We start from the raw sequence: 18,050 nt of genomic DNA, 5'->3' as shown, positions 1-18,050 counted from the left end.
CCACTTTTGGTGAATGATTTCTTTTATATTTAACAGTTTTGCTTTTAGCTTTTGCTTACGCTTCCTCCAGAAGTTGCAGATTTCTCAACCGTTTTTGGAGTACCGCTATAGTTTATATTTCCGCCGCTAGAAGCTTCTGCTTTTAGGCTTAAGATCGGGCGTACAGAAACTGTTCCTCCGCTAGAAGCATCTGCATGAACATCATTCGCCATTAATGCTTCGGCATCAATACTTCCGCCACTTGAAACTGAAGTACTAAGACTTAATGCTTTACCTTCAAGATTTACAGAACCGCCGCTTCCAGCATCTACTGAAATTCTGTCCGATTCAATATTCATATCCATCGATGCAGCACTAGAAACCTCCAGAGTAATATCTTCGCCTAAGAAAACTTTATCCGTTTCAACAGTTGATGCACTAGAAGCTTCAATTTTATGAATAGCAGGCAATTTTACAGTAACCGTTTTTGTTGTAATGTTGCGGAAAGAACTGTATTTGCATTCAATAATAAGTGTTCCGTTTTCTACTCTAGTAACGATTTCTTTTTGAAGATTATCATCAGCTTCGACTGTGATTTCTGTTTTGTCAGACTGTTCAATAACCAAGTCTATGGCGTTGCTTACAGAGATATTTTTAAATTCTCCGTTAACGGTTCTTTTTTCTGTTGTAACATTTCCGCTTCCTTCAATTGTATTCATGTTAAAATTACATGAGGCAAACAATAAAGCGGTAATAGTTATGATTATAAATTTCGTAATATGAATGATTATTTTTATCATGGTTTAGTTAATTTTGATTATCACTCCGTTTTTATCAGTAGTTAGTCTTCCTTTAGTTTTTTTTCCGTTTAAAACCTCTTTTCCGTTAATTTTAACCGAAACTTCTTTTATAGTGTCATTAGTATCTACGTCAATATCATTTTCGTAGTCAGTATCATTTTCATAGTTGTTATCATTCTCGTAATCGTTGTTGTCCTCATCAGCAGGGCAGTTCAAACATCTTACTTTAGAACCAATAACTTTGTAATTGTAATCTCCATTGTAATTTAATTCAAAGAAATTGTCATCTGAATTGTAATAATCTCTAACAGAAGAATCTGGTTTAATCAATTGTCCTTCTGGAACGTAAAGATAAATGTCAACTTCTTGTCCTCTAAATTTATTCTTTACATCTGTCAGAAAAAAGTTATCCAAGATTAAGTGATTTCCGTCAAGTTGGAACTTATAATTAATTTTTTCTGCTCTTTTTTTAGCATTCGTAAAAGAGTTTCCTCTTGCACTTTTTTCGATTTGCATGAACGGAGCCGCTTCGTCTGTACGCAATACGTGTAAACGTACATCATTAGAATAAATCAATTCATTATTTGCAGAATCTTGTACAAATTCAAATTCTTTATAGTGATTCAAGCTTTTTGTGTAATAATCATTGTACTTGAATTTAATGTATAAAGTATCTGCTGGTTTGATCGCTAGAACTTTTTTCTCCACTACTTTATTATCGTATGAAATTTCAGTTGCCTGTTTAATTCCGATACTGCTCAAAATTGCGATAGAAATAATCCAAAGAGCTAAAAGTGTATATTTTGTAATGTTTCCAATTGATTTTAAGTTTGGAGATAATAATTTAAATCCTAAAAGAGTCAAGAAGAAAAACGGAATCCCAATTGCAAAGAACATTAGTAAACCAAATGCCCAAAGCGGATATTCAGGGAAATTGCCTGCTTCAAGAAAATGTTGCCAAGGGAACTCAATAAAAAGGTTTGTTCCAAGAGTAAAAACTCCAATTAATAATACGATCAAAGTTGAAATTCCTGCAATAATTAGAATCACGCCTAAAAACTTAGCAAAAATTTTAAAAACCGTCATGACAAAGTCTCCAAATGAACTACTTATTCTCCCAGCTCCCGACTTTACTTGGTTTCCCATTTTGTCATAATCCGCATTTTTAAATTTGTCAGAAAGCGAATCAATTTCTTCTCTAACTTTTTTTTCGATGTTCGAAATTGTTACGGGCTCTCCTGTCATTTCTAATTTTTCAGAAGTTGTAACGGCTTCCGGAGTTACAATCCAAAGAACGAAATAAGCTAAGATTCCTGTTCCAAAACCTGCAAAAACGAAGATTAAGAATATAATTTTAATCCAAACAGCGTCAATTCCGAAATAATGTCCTAAACCTGTTGCAACACCTCCAATCATACCATTTTCTTTATCACGGTATAATTTTTTATGTTTTCTTGCAGTATAATTATTGAAAGATTGATTTGCATTTTCTTCGTCTTCAATACGGTAGTCTTCAGGTTGTCCCATTACCGTAATCACTTCGTCAACATCTTTCAGTCCAACAACATGTTTTTCGCTTTTTTGTTTTTCTGTCAACAATTCAGAAACACGCATTTCGATGTCTTTAATAATTTCATCCTGACCAGATGAGTTGTTAAGTGATCGTTTTATAGCGTCAAAGTAGCGTGTCAATTTTAAGTATGCATCTTCATCGATGTGAAAAAACATCCCGCCTAAGTTAATATTTACTGTTTTGTTCATGACTTATTGATTTTGATTGGTGATTAGATTCACGGCATCAGACAATTCGGTCCAAGTGCCGCTAAGTTCGTTTAAAAAAGTTTGTCCTATTTCGGTTAATCCATAATATTTTCGTGGAGGTCCCGAGGTCGATTCTTCCCAGCGATAATTTAGTAAACCGTCATTTTTTAATCTGGTTAACAACGGGTAAACGGTTCCTTCTACAACTAGTAATTTTGCGTTTTTTAAAGTGTCTAATATTTCAGATGTATATGCGTCTTTTTCTTTTAGAACTGATAAGATGCAAAACTCAAGAACACCTTTGCGCATCTGTGCTTTTGTGTTTTCAATGTTCATAATTTCATTTTGTTTTTTTTTGATTGAACAATTCGTTTTTTGATTGATGATGATTGATTGATGATTGATTCGACTACAACTTTTAATTTTTAGTTTTTAATTTTTTATAAAAGGAATCGTAAGCGGATATTTGTATAATTCTCCGTTTGAAGCTTTTATCGAAGCATAGATCACTAAAAAGAATTCAACAAATTTCAATAATCCAAAAAGGACGACAGCTGTAATTCCGGCACTTAAAAGTCCAATGTTGGCTTGAAAGTTAAAGTTTCTGATTACAAAATCTTCGTCATTAAAAACTGCTTCTATTGGAAGATTCTGCAAAAAGACAGCGATAAAAATCGGAATAGCAATAAGTGCTAAAATCAAAGAGTAAAGCAAAATGCTTAACTGAAAATTCAAAGCCTGTTTTCCGTGATGATCTGCAAATTCAGATTTGTCTTTATAGCTTGACCAAATGATTAGCGGAAAAATATAGTTCCCAAAAGGAATTATATATTGACTTAAAGTACTCAAATGAGTAAATGCTGCTGTATTCTTTTCTGATGTGTTTTCCATGATGAGTGGTGTTGTTGATTGCATGATTAAAAGTATATAGTAATTTCTTATGCAAATATATGTCTAAAAAATAGTATCTTGTTTTACATAGTACTTAATATTAACAAAAATTTAACAAATTTAAAACTATGAAATAGTATTTAAAATGTTGAAAATCATTTGAAACACTTGTCTTTATTGGCTTCCTTTTGATATGAGAATAATTTATTGTGCATGCATAGTTTTTTTGTATTTTTACAAGAAAAAACAAATCATATGGCACTTTCGGTATCAAAACTTAATAAATTCGTCTTATTCAAATTGCCTTCTGCATACTTTTGCGGAGTACGCGTAAAAGATATAAAAGATAGCAGTTGTACAGTAACAGTAAAGCACAGATGGATCAATCAGAATCCGTTTAACTCTATGTATTTTGCGGTTCAAGCTATGGCGGCGGAGCTTACAACTGGAGCTTTGGTGATTTCTCAGATTCAGGAAAGTGGTAAAAAGATCTCGATGTTGGTAGCTAACAACAAAGGAAACTTCACCAAAAAAGCAACTGGAAGAATTACATTTGTTTGCAAAGACGGACATTTAATAGCCGATGCCATCAAGAAAACAATAGAAACGGGAGAAGGGCAGACGTTCTGGATGAAATCTATAGGAACAAACGAAGAAGGTGTTCAGGTTTCTGAAATGGATTTTGAATGGAGTATTCGCGTGAAATAATTTTATAGCCACGAATTTTACAAATTATCATTAATTAATTTGCGAATAAAATTTGTGTTAATTCGTGAAATTCGTGGCAAAAGATCATAAAAAAAGGCCTCAATTTTTGAGGCCTTTTTCTTGAAATCAAGTTTCATTTATTTTTTAACACAGCAAGATTTTGCGTCTTTTTTGTCTGTTGTTTTTTTACAGCAAGATTCTTTTTTAGCTTTTTCTTTTGTCGCTGGTTTTGTTTCTTGTGCCATTACGCCAATAGAAAAGAAAGCAACAGTTACTGCAGTGATTACTTTTGTCATTTTGTTTAAATGTTTTTGTGTTAGAGATTATAATTGGTAATCCAAATATAAATTGATTTCTTATTTGTGAGAATAGTTTTATTGTTAATGTTTTTATAAAGTTATTTTCAAAGTTGAATTTAATTCACTAAATCATCATTAATATTAAAATCAATATCTGTTCTCATCCAATAACCTTTTCGATTTTGCAGTAATACCTTTCTTATGGAGTATTCCGATTTATATAGTATTTTATAATTAATGTTTTCAATTTCAATACTTTTTATCGCTTTAGAAATTTCATTTATGTTAGTATCATGCCAAGTGCCAATTCCAAATAACAAGTTCCCTTCAGCAGTTTCTGTCGAACCAGGTTTTAAATTGAAAACAATCGAATCTCCCTTCATATTTTCAGTTAACCCAAATTCTTCAGTGTTAGGATCTATTTTTAGCTTTACTTTCACAATATGAGTTCCGTTATTTTTAAAGTTAATATTGTGGCTAGGATCGCAACTTGTTAAAGTGAAAATGGCGATAAAGAGTGTTGGAAAAAACAGTTTTTTCATTTTAAAGAATCTAATATATTTGGATTAAAAGTAATTAAACTAAGATATAGTTTGTGTCATTATTTAGAATTCTTTTTCAATGAACTTAAATAACTTATATGGTTCAAAAAAATCAATAATTCAAATTAACTCCAAATCCAATTCCCATATCGCTGTCATAATGTGTCGTGATTCCGAAGTTTCTGGCAATGATATATTTCAAACCAGCCATATATTCTTTGTCGGTATTCCACATTAAATTCATTCGCAAACGTTTAGCAAGCGGAATATCTTTTCGCTCAAATTGAACGCGTACGTTTCCATCTGTATAGACTTCAACTTGCGCTTTTATCAGCATTGGCAAAGTATATTCCAAACCCGCGCTAAAAACCGAACGATTGTCTTTGGTATTTTTCTGTCCGAAAAGATTTTGTTCCTGTTCGTCCATTCCCATTCTTCGGTATCTCCAATCAAAACCAATAAAAGGCATCAACCACTGATTTTTTCCAATGTATCTTCCGATATGCGTTTCAGTTTCATAACCATGTTCGTTATTATAACCCAATCTCCATTCCGTTCCGATGCTCCATCTTGTGTTGCTAAACATTGCTTCACCATCATTTCCGTTGGATGCAAAATCATTTTCGGCCATAAAATGAAACATTCTATCATCCATTTTTAGCATTTTAAAAGCCATTTCAGGATGATGAATCAACGGATTCGGAGCTGAATTTTCATAAGTGAAAATACGTCCCATTCCCGCCATCATGTGATATAAAATATGGCAGTGAAAAAACCAGTCGCCATCTGCATTTGCCTGAAATTCTATGGTGTCGGTTTCCATTGGCATAATATCAATCACATTTTTGAGTGGAGAATAATCGCCATGTTCGTTCAAGATTCTAAAATCGTGCCCGTGCAGGTGCATTGGGTGGCGCATCATTGAACCATTATATAATGTAATGCGAACGTTTTCTCCTTTTTTAATTAGAATTTTATCTGTTTCAGAAACTACTTTATTGTCTAAACTCCAAACATAACGGTTCATATTTCCAGAAAGCGTAAAACGTAATTCCTTTACAGGCGCATCTTTAGGCAGATTGGTTTTAAAAGGAGATTTCAGCATTCCATAATTTAAAGTCACAATTTCAGAAGTTTCAGTGCTGTCACTTTCCATTTTCATGTCTTCCATATTATGATTCGAATGATCCATTGCAGGTTTTGCATTTTCATCTTCGCCTGAAATTTCAGGATACATTACGGCGTTCATGTCCATTTTATTCAACGACATATTCATGCCCATGTCGTTCATTTCGCCATTCATTTTCATCATATCATTCATCATTTTCATCCCTTCAAAATATTTTAATTTCGAAAGATGATGAACGGGCTGTTTCTCGCCATTTCCTAAAAATAATGACGCAGATCCTGTTCTATCTTCGGCTGTAGCCAAAAAAGCAAAAGATTTATTGTCCTCTGGAATGGTAACGACAACATCATAAGTTTCAGAAACGGCAATAATCAAACGATCAACTTCTACAGGTTCGACATCATTTCCGTCGCTGGCCACAACGGTAATTTTTCCTCCTCCATAAGTCAGCCAAAAATAACTTGAAGCGCCTCCGTTGGCAATTCGCAATCTAACTTTTGAGCCAGGTTTCAAATCAGAAAGCTGTTGCTCATTTTTTCCGTTAAGAAGAAACTTTTCATAATAAACATCGCTTACGTCCATCGCGTTCATTCGTTTCCATTCGTTGGTAACTTTTGTAGAAAAATGTCCTTGTTTGATGGCTTCGGCATAACTTTGAGTCGTTCCTTTTTTAATCGCAAACCAATCATTGGCATTGTGAAGCATTCGCTGAATATTCTCTGGTTTCAAATCTGACCATTCGCTCAAAATAACTGGAATTGTCGGCAAATCATCAATTCCTTTTCTGATAGTTGAATCGTCTTTTTTCTTGTTGATGATAAAAAGCCCGTACAAACCAATTTGCTCCTGCAAACCCGAATGGCTGTGATACCAATACGTTCCATTTTGAATAATTGAAAAAGTATATTTATGAGTTGTTCCAGGTTCAATCGGCATTTGAGTCAAATACGGAACTCCGTCTTCTTTATTTGGCAGAAATAATCCGTGCCAGTGCATTGAGGTGGTTTCTTTTTTTAATTCGTTATGAACATAAATTTCTGCAATATCGCCTTCGGTAAAAGTCAAAGTCGGCATCGGAATTTGTCCGTTTACTGCAATCGCACGCTTTTCCTTACCCGAAAAATTGACAATCGTATCGCGAACGTACAAATCGTAACGGACGATTTTTTGGGCTTTCAGCTGAAAAGCGATTAAGAAAAATATAAAGAGGTATTTGATTTTCATGATAAATTATAATTTTAAAAAATTAGGCGCAATTTAATTTTAACACATAGAAACATAGAATTTTGTGTCTAAAAAGAGTATAATAGAAACTAGTTTCAACACATAGCTATGTGTATTGATGCAAGTGAAACGCCTTTATTCACAAAGCAAAACTATGTTTCTATGTGTTTAAATAATTTCGCCCCAACTTATAATTTTAAATTTCTCAATCGTAAAGCATTTACGATTACCGAAACAGAACTCAAACTCATAGCAACCGCCGCCAACATTGGCGAAAGCAAGATTCCTAAAAACGGAAATAAAATTCCTGCCGCAATTGGCACTCCTAACGTATTATAAATAAACGCAAAAAATAAATTTTGTTTGATGTTTGACATTACAGCATGACTCAAGTTTTTAGCTTTTACAATTCCGTTTAAATCGCCTTTTATCAAAGTAATTTTAGCACTTTCAATTGCAACATCAGTTCCTGTTCCCATCGCGATTCCGATATTGGACTGAGCCAAAGCAGGCGCATCATTAATTCCGTCTCCGGCCATTGCGACAACTTTTCCTTGCGCTTGAAGACGTTCGATTTCTTTCAATTTATCTTCAGGAAGACAATCGGCTTTAAACGAACTCAAATGCAATTGCTCAGCAACGGCTTTTGCTGTGTTGTGATTATCTCCAGTTAACATAATGACTTCAACGCCTTGATCGATTAATTCTTTAATGGCTTTTGCGCTGTTTTCTTTGATTGCATCGATAATGGCAACAAAACCTAAAACTTCTTTTTCTATAGAAATATACGAAATAGTTTTTCCAAGATTTTGCTCGGCAGTTACTTTGTTTTCTAAATCTGAAGAAACAGAAACACCGATTTCATCCATTAGTTTTTTATTTCCTAAAGCAACTTTTTTACCTTCGATAGTTCCAAAAACTCCTTTTCCAGCAATTGTTTCAAAACCTTGAACTTCTTTTAATTCACTGTTTTTTGCTTTCGCGAAATTGACTACAGCTTGCGCCAAAGGATGTTCACTATGTTGATTCAAAGAAGCAATGTTTTCAAGTAGAAAATCTTCGTTATTATTTACTGCATATATTTTTTCTACAGAAGGTTTTCCTTCAGTGATTGTTCCTGTTTTGTCCGTAATTAAAACATCAATTTTATTCATGTTTTCTAAAGCTTCGGCATTTTTTATTAAAATTCCGTTTTGAGCGCCTTTTCCAACACCTACCATTACCGACATTGGAGTTGCTAGTCCAAGTGCGCAAGGACAAGCAATAATTAGAACCGCAATTGCATTAATTAATCCGTAAACGTAAGCAGGTTCTGGACCGAATTTCGCCCAAAGAATGAATGTCAAAATTGAAATAAAAACAACTGTCGGAACGAAATATTTAGAAACGCGATCGGCTAATTTCTGAATTGGGGCGCGAGATCGGCTGGCATTATTTACCATTTCAATAATTTGCGAAAGCATAGTTTCTGAACCTACTTTTTCAGCAATCATCACAAATGATTTTGTTCCGTTTATTGTTCCAGAAATCACAGAATCTCCTACTTTTTTATCTACCGGAATTGGTTCTCCCGTAATCATAGATTCGTCAATACTGCTTTCTCCAAAATAGATTTTTCCATCAACAGGAATTTTCTCTCCAGGTTTTACGCGTAATAAATCTTCTTTTTTAATATTGTGAATTGAAATTACTTTGTCTATTCCTTTTTCTACTAAAGTGGCTTCGGTTGGAGCTAATTTCAATAATTCTTTTATTGCGCCGTTTGTTTGTCCGTGCGCTTTTGCTTCTAACAATTGTCCTAGTAAAACCAAAGTGATAATTACGGTTGCGGCTTCAAAATACAAATGAATCGTTCCATGATGCGATTTGAATTCCGAAGGAAAAATATCTGGAAAAAACATTCCGACAATACTAAATAGGAAAGCAACGCTGGTTCCAATTCCGATTAATGTGAACATATTCAAATTCCATGTCACAATTGATTTGTAAGCGCGAACGAAAAACATCCAACCAGCATAAAACAAAACAGGAAGTGAAAATAAAAACTGAACCCAATTCCATTTTTCGATAGACATTATATTGTAAAGTGGATTATTCGGAATCATTTCTGACATTGATATAATGAAAATTGGAAGCGTAAATAAAATCGCGATTTTCATTTTTTTCAATAAATCAGAATAAGTTTTGTTTTCTTCACTTTCAGAAGCTTGCATCGGAACCAAATCCATTCCACAAATCGGGCAATCGCCTGGTTCGTTTGAAACGATTTCTGGATGCATCGGACAAGTAAATTGTGTTGCTGTTATGGCAACTTGTGGCACTAAGTCCATTCCACAAACTGGACAATCTCCAGGTTTGTTATAGGTTTTGTCACCTTCGCAATGCATTGGGCAGTAATAAACGCCATTAGCACTGTGTTGTATTTTTTTAGGTTCTGATTTATGATGCTTGTGATTCTCTTTTTTATGACCAGAACAGCAAGATTTCGGTGCTTCGCCATGATTTTTAGGAGAATCCATTTCAATAGTATAATTTCCCGCAGCAGCTAAAACTTCTTGAAATTTTTCTGTCGGAACATGTTTCTCCATCGTAATCGTAGCCGTTGGCGGATTTAGAGTTACTTCTGCCTGAACGCCTTCTACTTCGTTCAAAGTTTTTTCGACTTTAGTTCGGCATCCGTTGCACGACATTCCTGAAATTATATATTGATGAGTCATTGTATTGGTTTTTAAGTATTACAATGCAAATTTCTGAACTATGGCTGAGTTCGGTTTGTATAATTTTGTGAATGATTTGTAAGATTTACAAAATGGGTAAAATGTTCTCGCAAGAACGTTAAGTCGCAAAGTCTTTTTGTTTCACGCAGATTTAAAATGATTTAAGCTGATATAAAAATAATCTGCTCAATCTGCGGAATCTGCGTGAAACATAACTTTTAGATTTTGAATTTTGATCTTGATGAAAAAACTTTGCATCTTAGTGACTTTTCGAGAGATTTGTTGCTGAATATTATTGTGTGCCAATCGTGGCAATTAAGTCTGTCGCAGATTAAGCAGATTTAATTAAAAAAATATCTGCTGAATCTGCTTAAATCATTTTAAATCTGCGTGAAATAAAACTATATATTCTCAATCTGAATACGCTTTTTATCTTTTGATTGTTTGAAAGAAGTAGGAGTAAAGCCCGTAATTTTTTTGAATTGATTACTCAAATGCGCCACATTGCTATAATTTAAAATATCGGCAATTTCGCTTAAAGAAAGCTCATTGTAAATCAATAACTCCTTTACTTTTTCAATTTTCTGACTGATGAAATACTTTTCAATCGTGGTGTTTTCAATTTCCGAAAACAAATTGCTTAGCGAATTATAATCTTGATTCAGGTTTTCAGCCAAATAATCAGACAAGTTGATTTTTAGATCGTTGTTTTTATGATGTACCAAATCGACAATCAGATTTTTAATTCTTTCAACCGTTTTTGTCTTTTTATCATCAATTAAATCAAAACCTAAAGCTTGAAGATTTTCCAATAAAACTTCTTTTTGCTCGTCGCTGATTTCTTCTTCCAATTCCACTTCACCCAATTCCACAGCAGTGGTCTGAAGTCCGAGTTTTTCAAACTCAGACTCCACAACCATTTTGCATCTCGCGCACACCATGTTTTTGATGTAAAGCTTCATATTTATTTGATCGTTTCTACCACGTTTCCGCAAGTCAACATCGAAGAACCGTAGTATGGATTCTTAACTGCTTTTTCTTTGCTTAACCAATCAGCGTCTGCCATTGGACAATATTGTTTGTAGATTGGCTGTTCTGGATTAGAAACTTTTATCAAATCGTAAGTGTTTTTAGATAAAGATTTAAAAGTCTCACGTTGTTTTTTAAGATCTGTTGTAGAAGAAATACTTTTAGCATCGGCAGTTAATTTTTTAACCACTTTCATCCAAACCGTATGTTCGTTGCTTTTTAGTTTGTCCATTTTTACTGCAGAAATCGCAGTTAATAAAGTTGCCGCTTTCGCCGAAGTCAATTTGCTATCACTTTTAATAAGTGCATCTTTCACATTAAAATAAGCGTCGTAAACCGATTGAAGCTGACTCGCATCAACGATTTCTGTTGTTCCTGATTCTAATTTTAAAGTATTTGCCTGAATGTTATTTGCACTAAAAACTACTGTTAGTACTGTTGCTAAAGCTATGATTGATTTTTTCATTGTATATATTATTTGAGTAAAGGATTTAATTTCCTTTAAAATTAATTAAAAAAGTTGATTTTGAAAAGACCCAATATGGGCTGTCATAAATATGATAATTATATTTTCGGCTTGAGCCAAATAGAAGTAAATCCAGAAGAAATAGTAGAATTACTGTAAGATGAAATCGTGTTTTTTAAAGAAAAATTGAAAACATCATTTTGTAAATCAAGATCGTTTGAAGTCAAAATAACAAATTGCAATGCTGAGGTTGTACATCCAGAATGACGGCATTTTCCATCACAATTGTGTTTTTCTTGTTTCGAAGTTTTCTTTTCGCAGCATTTTTTAGAACAGCTATTTTCTTCTTTAGAGGCAATTTCTTTGTGATGTCCCATATTGCATGCAGAAGTATAACTCGGATTCAAAAAGAAACTAAGCGTTATAAAAAGCATTATTATGTGGATTTTCTTTTTCAAAGAAATTGTTTTTTCAAGTACAAATTTAGCTAAAAATGTTCGAGGAAATTACTTTTTAAGATTTTGCTAACTACAGTTTCTTAAAATCGGTTGGTTTCATGTTTTTGCGTTTCTTGAAATAATTCGTCAAATGACTTTCATCCGTAAAACCGAATTCGTACGCAATCTGCTTAATCGGCAATTGATTGTTGTGAAATCTTTTTTCGATTAAAGTCGTTCTCAAATTATGAATGTATTCGCGATAACTAATGCTGAATGTTCTTTTGAAATATGCACTAAAATAGGTTTGAGCAATATTAAAATGTTCTGCAATGACTTTTACCTGAACCAATTTTGGCTGATAAATATTTTGATGAATGTAATTGGCAATTTGCTCCGTATCCAAATGTGTTGATTGCATTTGCAGATTCATGCATCGGATTGTTTCTTTAATTAAACCAAAAATCGAAAGAATTTGATAGAAAACAATTGGAGAAGAAGTGACATCTATATATTTGTCATAAGTAACAATATTTTCTACCGTGTTTTTTAAAATCGTTTTGCAAGGTTCATCAAACTTTAAAACCGTTTCTTTTAAGATTTTGTCGCGCATGAAACTTTCAGGAGTATTTACAAGGAATTCGTCGCAAGTCAAGTTTTGTTTCGAATTGAAATAATTATCAGTGAATTTGATAAAAATGAATCGCGTGCTTTTCTTTATATCAAAATAATGTTCGTCGTCTGGTGAAATCACAAAAAGATCTCCTGCTTTATAAGGAAGCAGATTATTGTTCAAATGATGAATACCGCTTCCTTTCTTTATATAAATGATTTCGTAATACGTATGAGTATGCGGAGGAAGATGAAATTTCTCTTCTTCAAATTCATCAAGAACAAGCGTTTTAAACTGATTTAATTTCGGCATAACTTAAATGTACAATTTTATATTGCAAATTTACAACTTTTTTAAAGGTTAACGGTGTTAAATTTGCACCGTAGAAATCTATTCCTTTCTACATTAAATCAAAATGAAAAAAAGTCTTATTGCACTCTCTTTAGGAGGGTTAACTATTGGAATTACAGAATTTGTAATGATGGGGTTACTCCCAGATATTGCTTCAGATATGAAAGTTTCAATTCCTGTGGCGGGATATTTAATTTCGTCTTATGCACTTGGAGTTGTTATTGGAGCACCTTTATTAGTAATCGCAGGAAGAAATTATGCGCCTAAAAAAATGCTTTTAATTTTAGCTTTAATGTTGGCAGTTTTTAACGCATTGTCAATTATAGCTCCCGATTATAATATTTTATTTGCTTCTCGATTTTTATCTGGATTGCCACACGGAGCATTTTTCGGAGTGGGAGCAGTAGTCGCAAGCCGTTTGGCAGACAAAGGAAAAGAAGCGCAAGCAATCTCTATAATGTTTGCTGGTTTAACGATTGCGAACTTAATAGGTGTACCGATTGGTACTTATATAGGTCACCATTTCATTTGGCGTTATACTTTTGTGTTAATTGCGATTGTTGGTTTGCTAACATTTTTGGCTATTTATTTATGGATGCCAAATCTTGAAAAAGGTGAAAGTGTCAATATGAAAACACAGCTTCAATTTTTTAAGAAAACAGAAGCGTGGTTGATTATCGGAATCACAGCAATTGGTTTTGGAGGTCTTTTTGCTTGGATCAGTTATATTGCTCCTTTATTAATTAATGTATCGAAATTTTCGCCAGAAGATGTTTCTTCAATCTTAATTCTAGCAGGATTAGGAATGGTGGTTGGTAATTTCGTAGGAGGGAAATTAGCAGATCGTTTTTCGCCAGCGCCAACAACATTAGCTTTGTTGCTTGTAATGTCTATTGATTTAGTTTTGGTTTACTTTTTCTCATTCAATCAATATATGTCTTTATTTCTGACTTTCTTAACGGGAGCTATTTCGTTCTCAGTTATTGCGCCAATTCAGATGTTGATGATTCGTACGGCAAAAGGAGCAGAGATGATTGCTTCTGCATCGCTTCAAGGAAGTTTCAATATTGGTAACGCTTTAGGAGCTTTTCTTGGCGGATTACCTTTAGCAGCTGGGTTCAGTTATTCGTCTCCAAACCTTATAGGAGTTGTAATGTCTGTAATCGGAATGATTATTACATTCATATTGATGAGGTTACATCAAAAGCAATTGCAGTTGCAGCGTATTTAAACCTTTAGAATTTAATTTTTTATAGCCCTTAACGTTTGTTTAAGGGCTTTTTTTGTGCCTTAAACTTACGCTATATTTTATTTTAAGTTGCTCATTTAGCTCTTCTAGTCAGAAAATACACTTTAAAATAAAGCATTTCTTTTTTCTGTTTTTCATTTTTTTTAGGATCCCTTTAACTTTTTAAGTGTAAAATTAACACCTAATAATTTCGTAATTAATATTCATGTAATCGATTGTTTTTTTTGTAAAAAGTGAATCAAATGAACGTTTAATAATAATATATTTAATATTTTATATTGATATAAATTATATATGTCACATAAAAAACCGATAAAATTTTTAATATGTAATTTTTTTTATGAAATTTTTGGGAAATTTTATTTTTCGTTTAAAAAAAATATCTATGTTTGTGTAATCGATTACAACTTTGTTTTCGTTCTTCGAAATCGATTAAGTAAAAAGTAGATAAAACAGAGCAGGAATAAAGCTTTAGAGGAGATATAAATAAATTACTGTTAAAATAAAACCACAAATATTAACTTAAAAATGAATTGAAAGTAACCACAAAAAACCACTTAAACCAAAAAGAAAAACTTTTAATAACTTAAACAATCAACCATGAACTTTAAAGAACTATTAAACAAAGGGGCAAATTTTTGCTTTAAACTTGTTTTCTTACTGTGCTTATTGATCGGTAGTCAAGTACACGCGCAGGGCACAACGATAGAGGGAACCGTGAAGGATGCTGCGGGACTTTCTCTTCCTGGGGTAAACGTCTTAGAAAAAGGAACTAAGAACGGAACTTCTACCGATTTTGACGGGCATTTTAAATTAAAGCTTACCAACCCGAAAGCGGTATTAACTTTTTCTTTTATCGGATTCAAAAACATTGATATTTCGACTGAAGGAAAAACGAAAGTTAATGCAACCATGTCTGAAGATTCTAACAACTTAAATGAAGTTGTTGTAATTGGATATGGAACATCTAAGAAATCTGATTTGACTGGAGCTGTATCTACTATTTCTGGTACAGATTTGAAAAAAGTCCCAGTGGCAAATGTCGCTGAAGCTTTAACAGGTCGTATTGCAGGTGTTCAAGTAGCTGCTTCAGAGGGTTCTCCAGATGCAGATATTAGAATTAGAGTTCGTGGAGGTGGTTCACTTACTCAAGATGCTTCGCCATTAATTATTGTAGATGGATTTCCAATCAATAATATGAATGATATTTCTTCATCTGATATTGATTCTATGACTGTTTTAAAAGATGCTGCTTCAACTGCAATTTACGGATCTCGTGGTGCAAATGGAGTTATTCTTATTACTACAAAAAGCGGAAAAGACGGGAAAATTGCCGTGAACTTTAATATGTTCTATGGTATGAAAACGATGGCTAACCAAATTGATGTTTTGTCACCTGAAGATTATACGAAATGGCAATACGAATATGCTATGCTTTCTCAAACAGGAACAAAAGTAGCTTCTAATCCAGATACATACACTAAGTATTTTGGAAATTGGGAAGATCATGATATGTACAAAGGATTAAAGGGAGATAATTGGCAAAAGCAAATTTTTGGACGTAGAGGTGAGGTGCAAAGCCGTGATTTAGGAATTAGAGGCGGAACAGATAAGCTTAATTATAACTTTAATTATGCTCATTATGATGAAAAGGCAATCATGATAGGTTCTAACTATAAAAGAAATAACCTAGCATTAGCTTTAAAAAGCAAATTAAGTGATAAAGTAGATGTTGCTTTCACTATGCGTTATTCAGATACAGAAATTGATGGTGGTGGGGTAAATGAGCAAAATGAGAAATCTTCGTCAGATTCTCGTATGCGTACTATTGTAGGTTATGCACCACTTCCTGTTGCTGGTTTGACTTCAGAAGATGTTGCTGGAGATGGATCTGATTTATTGGTAAATCCTTTTAAATCTGTTTCAGATAATGATCGTCAGCAGTTTCGTAAAAACTTTAATATGTTAGGAAGTTTTGGTTGGGAAATTGTAGATAATTTGAAATTGAAAGTTGATTTAGGTCTTGATAATTTTAACAATTTAGATTACCGTTTCTATGGACTAACTACTTACTACGTAGCTAATTCGCCAGCGGCAACTTTGCAAGATATGCCTGCAATGATTATGGGCGATAGTAAAGAAAAGCGTTTTAGAAATGCTAATACATTAAATTATGATTTCAAAAAAATAATGGGTGATGATCACCATTTGACTGCTCTTCTTGGTCAAGAAAGTATTTCATATACTTCAAATACAGTAACGACTACTATTCATGGGTATCCTACTTTTTTTGATTTCGAAAAAGCAAAAACACTTACAAGTCAAGGAACACCACAAGCAGTAGATAACTACTACAACCCAGATGATAGATTATTATCATTCTTCGGACGTGCTAATTATGATTACAAAAATCGTTACATCTTCTCAGCTACTTTTCGTGCAGATGGTTCGAGTAAATTCTTAGATGGAAATCGTTGGGGATATTTCCCAGCATTTGCAGCAGGATGGAAAATCTCAGAAGAGAATTTCTTAAAAAATAAAACTTGGATCAATCTTTTAAAAGTAAGAGCTAGTTATGGTGAAGCAGGAAATAATAATATTCCTGTTGGACAGCAAATTCAAATTTTTCAATCTACACCAACAACATGGATCAATGGAGTTACAAGTGTTTGGGCACCTTCTAAAACAATGCCTAATCCAGACTTGAAATGGGAAACAACAGTTACTCAGAATCTAGGTTTAGATTTCGGATTTTTCAAAAACCGTTTAAGCGGTAATTTCGATGTCTATAAAAACATTACAAGCGATTTGTTAATTAATTTCCCAGTTCCTGGATCTGGATATGATTACCAATACCGTAATATGGGAGAAACACAAAATACAGGTTTCGAAGCGACTTTAAATGTTGTAGCTATAGAAAAAGCTAAATATGGTTTGAACTTTTCATTCAATATGTCAGTAAACAAAAATCGTATTAACTCATTGGGTGTTATGAATAATTTTGGACAAGCAACTGGATGGGCTTCTTCACAAATTGGAGATGATTATCTTATAGAAGTTGGTTCTTCTTTAGGTGCTATGTATGGATATAAAAATGATGGAAGATATGAAGTTTCTGATTTTGATTATGTTGGAGGGAAATATGTTTTAAAAACTGGAGTAGTTTCTACTGCTACAACTCTTGTAGGAGACGGAAGTGCTCTTAAACCTGGAGACATGAAATTAAAAGATATTAATGGAGATGGTAAAGTAGACATAAACGATAAAACAATCATTGGAAATGTTAATCCAAAAAGTTCAGGAGGTTTTATCATCAATGGAAATGCTTATGGATTTGATTTAATGGCAGCTTTTAACTGGAGTATTGGTAATGATATATACAATGCTGATAAAATTGAATTTTCTACAGCTACAGCTTCAGGAAGATATAAAAATTTAAATTCTACTATGGCTGATGGAAAAAGATGGACAAATTTTGATCCAGCGACAGGTCAATTAGTAACAGATAATCCGGAAGCTTTAGCAGCTCTTAATGCTAATACAACTATGTGGTCTCCATATATGAGAACTGCTGTATTTACAGATTGGGCAGTTGAAGACGCATCATTTTTAAGATTAAATACTTTAACATTAGGATATACAACTCCAGAAATGTTTACATCTAAACTTGGAATTTCTAAATTAAGATTCTACTTGACGGCAAGCAATGTTTTTGTTTGGACAAACTACTCAGGCTCTGATCCTGAAGTTTCAACGAGAAGAAAAAACCCGCTTACACCAGGGGTTGATTCAAGTCCTTACCCAAGAAGCAGACAAATGATTTTTGGAATGAATCTTAATTTCTAATTTTAAATT

The 18,050-nt window shown here is 33.3% G+C and carries 15 protein-coding genes; 3 read left to right on the top strand and 12 right to left on the bottom strand.

Annotation, left to right across the window (positions count from 1 at the left end):
• Nucleotides 1–44: 44 nt before the first annotated feature.
• The 4 genes from ACE01P_RS00745 to ACE01P_RS00730 all read right to left on the bottom strand — a co-directional run bounded on the left by ACE01P_RS00745 (nt 45) and on the right by ACE01P_RS00730 (nt 3,431).
• On the bottom strand, nt 45–779 hold the full coding sequence (locus ACE01P_RS00745; RefSeq protein WP_379692996.1) for a head GIN domain-containing protein: 735 nt from the start codon (nt 777–779) through the stop codon (nt 45–47).
• A gap of 3 nt (nt 780–782) precedes the next feature.
• Complete coding sequence (locus ACE01P_RS00740; RefSeq protein ID WP_379692994.1) at nt 783–2,540, bottom strand: PspC domain-containing protein; 1,758 nt, start codon at nt 2,538–2,540, stop codon at nt 783–785.
• Between the two features lie 3 nt (nt 2,541–2,543).
• Nucleotides 2,544–2,876: a PadR family transcriptional regulator gene (locus ACE01P_RS00735; RefSeq protein WP_008464689.1), complete on the bottom strand. Its 333-nt coding sequence runs from the start codon at nt 2,874–2,876 to the stop codon at nt 2,544–2,546.
• A 96-nt stretch (nt 2,877–2,972) separates the two neighbouring features.
• Nucleotides 2,973–3,431, bottom strand: coding sequence for a DUF4870 domain-containing protein (locus ACE01P_RS00730; RefSeq protein ID WP_379692991.1), 459 nt, complete (start codon nt 3,429–3,431; stop codon nt 2,973–2,975).
• 255 nt (nt 3,432–3,686) lie between these two features.
• Between ACE01P_RS00730 and ACE01P_RS00725 the strand changes: the two genes are divergently transcribed.
• Entirely contained in the window at nt 3,687–4,139 is a 453-nt protein-coding gene (locus tag ACE01P_RS00725; protein ID WP_379692989.1) for a DUF4442 domain-containing protein, read from the top strand.
• A 137-nt stretch (nt 4,140–4,276) separates the two neighbouring features.
• Here ACE01P_RS00725 and ACE01P_RS00720 read toward each other — a convergent pair whose 3' ends face one another.
• The 8 genes from ACE01P_RS00720 to ACE01P_RS00685 all read right to left on the bottom strand — a co-directional run bounded on the left by ACE01P_RS00720 (nt 4,277) and on the right by ACE01P_RS00685 (nt 12,907).
• Nucleotides 4,277–4,435, bottom strand: coding sequence for a hypothetical protein (locus tag ACE01P_RS00720; RefSeq protein WP_379692987.1), 159 nt, complete (start codon nt 4,433–4,435; stop codon nt 4,277–4,279).
• A 119-nt stretch (nt 4,436–4,554) separates the two neighbouring features.
• Nucleotides 4,555–4,980 carry a hypothetical protein gene (locus tag ACE01P_RS00715; RefSeq protein ID WP_379692985.1) on the bottom strand — a complete coding sequence of 142 codons (426 nt, stop codon included), beginning with the start codon at nt 4,978–4,980 and terminating at the stop codon, nt 4,555–4,557.
• Nucleotides 4,981–5,092: 112 nt separating this feature from the next.
• Nucleotides 5,093–7,333, bottom strand: a complete 2,241-nt coding sequence (locus ACE01P_RS00710; RefSeq protein ID WP_379692983.1) for a multicopper oxidase family protein — start codon at nt 7,331–7,333, stop codon at nt 5,093–5,095.
• Nucleotides 7,334–7,521: 188 nt separating this feature from the next.
• Nucleotides 7,522–10,050, bottom strand: a complete 2,529-nt coding sequence (locus ACE01P_RS00705) for a heavy metal translocating P-type ATPase (protein ID WP_379692981.1) — start codon at nt 10,048–10,050, stop codon at nt 7,522–7,524.
• A 401-nt stretch (nt 10,051–10,451) separates the two neighbouring features.
• The gene (locus ACE01P_RS00700; RefSeq protein WP_379692979.1) at nt 10,452–11,012 is read right to left on the bottom strand and encodes a helix-turn-helix domain-containing protein; all 561 of its coding nucleotides are present in this window, start codon (nt 11,010–11,012) and stop codon (nt 10,452–10,454) included.
• A gap of 2 nt (nt 11,013–11,014) precedes the next feature.
• Nucleotides 11,015–11,545 (bottom strand): DUF3347 domain-containing protein, encoded by a 531-nt coding sequence (locus ACE01P_RS00695; RefSeq protein WP_379692977.1) that lies wholly within the window; start codon nt 11,543–11,545, stop codon nt 11,015–11,017.
• Nucleotides 11,546–11,643: 98 nt separating this feature from the next.
• On the bottom strand, nt 11,644–12,003 hold the full coding sequence (locus tag ACE01P_RS00690) for a hypothetical protein (RefSeq protein ID WP_379692975.1): 360 nt from the start codon (nt 12,001–12,003) through the stop codon (nt 11,644–11,646).
• A 70-nt stretch (nt 12,004–12,073) separates the two neighbouring features.
• Nucleotides 12,074–12,907, bottom strand: a complete 834-nt coding sequence (locus ACE01P_RS00685; RefSeq protein ID WP_379692973.1) for an AraC family transcriptional regulator — start codon at nt 12,905–12,907, stop codon at nt 12,074–12,076.
• 103 nt (nt 12,908–13,010) lie between these two features.
• Between ACE01P_RS00685 and ACE01P_RS00680 the strand changes: the two genes are divergently transcribed.
• Complete coding sequence (locus tag ACE01P_RS00680; protein WP_379692971.1) at nt 13,011–14,177, top strand: MFS transporter; 1,167 nt, start codon at nt 13,011–13,013, stop codon at nt 14,175–14,177.
• Between the two features lie 618 nt (nt 14,178–14,795).
• Nucleotides 14,796–18,041 carry a SusC/RagA family TonB-linked outer membrane protein gene (locus tag ACE01P_RS00675; RefSeq protein ID WP_379692969.1) on the top strand — a complete coding sequence of 1,082 codons (3,246 nt, stop codon included), beginning with the start codon at nt 14,796–14,798 and terminating at the stop codon, nt 18,039–18,041.
• Nucleotides 18,042–18,050: the final 9 nt, after the last annotated feature.

It is taken from the genome of Flavobacterium sp. HJSW_4, assembly GCF_042436695.1.
GTDB lineage: Bacteria > Bacteroidota > Bacteroidia > Flavobacteriales > Flavobacteriaceae > Flavobacterium.
Note: the sequence above shows the minus strand (reverse complement) of the source record. Positions and strands in the feature narration are given on the sequence as shown.

Bases quoted from the DNA above. Each gene is read 5' to 3' on its own strand.
- ACE01P_RS00745 (WP_379692996.1), bottom strand. From the start codon at position 779: ATGATAAAAATAATCATTCATATTACGAAATTTATAATCATAACTATT.
- ACE01P_RS00740 (WP_379692994.1), bottom strand. From the start codon at position 2,540: ATGAACAAAACAGTAAATATTAACTTAGGCGGGATGTTTTTTCACATC.
- ACE01P_RS00735 (WP_008464689.1), bottom strand. From the start codon at position 2,876: ATGAACATTGAAAACACAAAAGCACAGATGCGCAAAGGTGTTCTTGAG.
- ACE01P_RS00730 (WP_379692991.1), bottom strand. From the start codon at position 3,431: ATGGAAAACACATCAGAAAAGAATACAGCAGCATTTACTCATTTGAGT.
- ACE01P_RS00725 (WP_379692989.1), top strand. From the start codon at position 3,687: ATGGCACTTTCGGTATCAAAACTTAATAAATTCGTCTTATTCAAATTG.
- ACE01P_RS00720 (WP_379692987.1), bottom strand. From the start codon at position 4,435: ATGACAAAAGTAATCACTGCAGTAACTGTTGCTTTCTTTTCTATTGGC.
- ACE01P_RS00715 (WP_379692985.1), bottom strand. From the start codon at position 4,980: ATGAAAAAACTGTTTTTTCCAACACTCTTTATCGCCATTTTCACTTTA.
- ACE01P_RS00710 (WP_379692983.1), bottom strand. From the start codon at position 7,333: ATGAAAATCAAATACCTCTTTATATTTTTCTTAATCGCTTTTCAGCTG.
- ACE01P_RS00705 (WP_379692981.1), bottom strand. From the start codon at position 10,050: ATGACTCATCAATATATAATTTCAGGAATGTCGTGCAACGGATGCCGA.
- ACE01P_RS00700 (WP_379692979.1), bottom strand. From the start codon at position 11,012: ATGAAGCTTTACATCAAAAACATGGTGTGCGCGAGATGCAAAATGGTT.
- ACE01P_RS00695 (WP_379692977.1), bottom strand. From the start codon at position 11,545: ATGAAAAAATCAATCATAGCTTTAGCAACAGTACTAACAGTAGTTTTT.
- ACE01P_RS00685 (WP_379692973.1), bottom strand. From the start codon at position 12,907: ATGCCGAAATTAAATCAGTTTAAAACGCTTGTTCTTGATGAATTTGAA.
- ACE01P_RS00680 (WP_379692971.1), top strand. From the start codon at position 13,011: ATGAAAAAAAGTCTTATTGCACTCTCTTTAGGAGGGTTAACTATTGGA.
- ACE01P_RS00675 (WP_379692969.1), top strand. From the start codon at position 14,796: ATGAACTTTAAAGAACTATTAAACAAAGGGGCAAATTTTTGCTTTAAA.